We start from the raw sequence: 2,662 nt of genomic DNA, 5'->3' as shown, positions 1-2,662 counted from the left end.
GCACCCAGCGTTGCAAGGATGATCAAAACGGAAAGGCTTCGTTTCGGCGGCATATGAGGCGCGGGTCTATCGACCACGGATTGGAGGAGGTGAGCTTCGTGGCGCTCGACTATTTCTTGGTCAGCTGGATCTCGAACAGCTTCGGCCAGAGCTTGCCGGTGACAAACAGCCGCTTGGTCTTGGCGTCGTAGGCAATGCCGTTGAGTACGGCGTCCGGGCTGCTGCGCAGGTTGTCGGGCAGCAGGCCGTTCAGGTCAATCCAGCCGGTCACGCGGCCTGTCTTGGGGTCGATGCGGGCGATGCGGTCGGTCTGCCAGATGTTGGCCAGCACCTCGCCGTCCACCCATTCCAGCTCGTTGATCTGGTCGACGGGCTTGCCGTCGGCCGTCACGCGCACGCGGCGCAGTTCCTTGAAGGTCAGCGGGTCGAGGAAGCGCAGATCGGGGCTGCCGTCGCTCATGACCAGCTCCTTGTCGCTGTGCGTCAGGCCCCAGCCCTCACCGGGGTAGTTGAACTTGCGCCAGAGCTTGAAGGTCTTGAGGTCGAGCACATAGGCGGTCTGCTCCGTCCACGTGATGCCGATGAGGCGGTCACCCCATTGCGAAATGCCTTCGCCGAAGACCTCGGCCGGCAGGTCCACCTGCTGGACCACCTTGCCGGTCTCGATCTCGACCTTGCGGATGCTGGAGCGCCCACGCAGGCCGGTGCCTTCGAACAGGAAGCCGTCGTGGAAGAACAGGCCCTGGGTGAAGGCCTGGGCGTCGTGCGGATAGCTCTTGACGACCTTGAAGCCCTGGACAGGCGTGGCGGCGATAACGGGCGCGGTCAGTGCCGCGGCGATCAGTGCGAAGGCCGCGCGCCGCTGCAAAAGGGAAGAGAAGATGAAGCGCATGTCCGTCAGCCTAGCCGAAGCAGCGGGTGCACAGCTGTCTGCAACAGTTCGACGAGCTCAGCGTCCATGAAGCGGTAGTCGTCCGGGATGTCCAGCACATGCAGTTCCTTGCCCGCCAGCGATGCGGCGTGGTCCTGCATGAGGCGCGACCGGTGCTTGCTTTCCATGACGAGGATGACATCGGCCCACTCGACGTCGGCGGCGCTGACCTGCTTGCGCGCGCTGGCGCTGGTGCCGGCCGAGCGCACGTGCAGGGCCGGGTGGCGGCGGAAGACCTGCTCGGCCGTCGGGCTGCGCCACTGGTTGCGGCTGCAGATGAACAGGACCTTGAGCTTGCCGTTCACGCGCCGCCAAGGGACTTGAACAGCGCCGCCTGCCTGACCCATTGCTGCAGCCGCAGCCGGATGCGTCCCTGCTCGGCGTCGAGCACGGCGCTGCGCGTCTGCAGCCAGTCGGCGCGGGCCACGGCGCCCACCTCGTAGCGCAGCGCGGCCAGGCGCTCGTTCTCGGTCGCCTCGCGCAGCCGGCCTTCGTTGGCGGCAAGCTGCTGGGCCACGCGCTCGGCCTCGATGCGCTGGGTCTCGATGTCGGCCAGCGCGCGTTGCAGCGTGTCGCGCAGGGCGAGCGCGGCGGCATCGAGCTCTGTGCGGGCGCCGTCGCGCTGCAGGGCCAGGCGCTGCCAGYCGATCATCGGCACGATGAGGTTGGTGCCGAGAGACGCCAGCGGCTGCGACAACCAGTCTCGTGCATGGCTGCCGCCGGTGCTCAAGCCTGCGGAGAAGGACAGGCGCGGGTAGCGGTCGGCCTCGCTGACGCGCAGCCGTGCCAGCGACGCATCCACACCGAAGCGGGCCTTCTGCACATCCGGGCGGCGCGCGAGCACCTCGGCGGGCTCGGCCAGGCGCCAGCGTGGCGGCTCTCCCGCCGGCAGCGCAGCCTCGGGCGAGGGGCCGGGCAGGGGCTCGTCGAGCAGCAACGCGAGGATCTGGCGCTGCAGTTGCGCGTCGGCGGCGAGGTCGGCCAGGCGCGACTCGGCGGCCTGCAGGTTGACGGCAATCTTGTCGACCTCGATCGGCAGCAGCTTGCCTTCACGAACGCGGGATCGCGTCAGCTCCAGCGTCTCGCGGGTCAGCGCGAGCTGGGTCTCGGCCAGCGGCTTTTGTGCGCGGATGGCGGCCAGCGTCCAGTAGGCCTCGGCCACCTGGCTGCGGATGGACAGGCGGGCGGCGTCGATGTCGGTGCGGGTGGCCTCGGCATTGGCGCGCTGGGCGGCCGTGCTCTGGGCCAGGCGGTCCCACAGGTCGAGTTCGTAGCCGACGCCGATGGACGCGCCGTAGCTGCGGCTCCAGCCGGTCGAGGTCGTTACGGGAATCGTCACGCCGCCGACCTCGACGTTGCGCGTGCTGCTCTGCGTCTCGATCGGGCGGCTGGCATTGGCCGACAGGCTGGCGCTCGGAGACCAGCGCAGCGCGCTCTGCTCGGCCAGCAGTTGCGCTTGCTTCCAGCTCAGCGCGGCGCGGGCGATGTCGCGGTTGGCCTCCAGTGCGCGGGCCTGCAGCGCGGCGAGCTGGGGGTCCAGCAGGCCGGCCCAGTCGGGCGYCGCATCGCCGCTGCCCAGGCTCCAGGCCGTGGGCACCGGTACGTCAGGTGCCTTGGCCGCGGGGCCGAGCGCGCAGCCGGCAAGCAGCAGGGCGGCGGCCAGGACGATCAGGGTCTGTCTCGTTTTCATATCAGTTGTCCATTCGCCTCGCGTCGCATACGTCGTGAATC

General features: G+C 69.0%; 3 protein-coding genes. All 3 read right to left on the bottom strand.

Annotated elements, in window-relative coordinates; all coding sequences use genetic code 11:
• Positions 1–109: 109 nt before the first annotated feature.
• From AC1DU6_RS26585 to AC1DU6_RS26575, 3 genes are read right to left on the bottom strand one after another with little or no spacing between them, the layout of a single operon-like run.
• The gene (locus tag AC1DU6_RS26585) at positions 110–892 is read right to left on the bottom strand and encodes a glutaminyl-peptide cyclotransferase (protein ID WP_477860792.1); all 783 of its coding nucleotides are present in this window, start codon (positions 890–892) and stop codon (positions 110–112) included.
• Between the two features lie 5 nt (positions 893–897).
• Complete coding sequence (locus AC1DU6_RS26580; RefSeq protein ID WP_477860790.1) at positions 898–1,278, bottom strand: low molecular weight protein tyrosine phosphatase family protein; 381 nt, start codon at positions 1,276–1,278, stop codon at positions 898–900.
• Positions 1,233–2,621, bottom strand: coding sequence for a TolC family protein (locus tag AC1DU6_RS26575; RefSeq protein WP_477860789.1), 1,389 nt, complete (start codon positions 2,619–2,621; stop codon positions 1,233–1,235). Before AC1DU6_RS26575 ends, AC1DU6_RS26580 begins: the two co-directional genes overlap by 46 nt.
• Positions 2,622–2,662 lie beyond the last annotated feature (41 nt).

Source organism: Roseateles sp. P5_B10 (genome assembly GCF_056400485.1).
The sequence above is the reverse complement of the archived record's forward strand: the minus strand, read 5'-3'. Positions and strand labels throughout refer to the sequence as shown.

Coding starts and splice junctions, on each gene's coding strand:
- AC1DU6_RS26585 (WP_477860792.1), bottom strand. CDS start 892: ATGCGCTTCATCTTCTCTTCCCTTTTGCAGCGGCGCGCGGCCTTCGCA.
- AC1DU6_RS26580 (WP_477860790.1), bottom strand. CDS start 1,278: ATGGGTCAGGCAGGCGGCGCTGTTCAAGTCCCTTGGCGGCGCGTGAAC.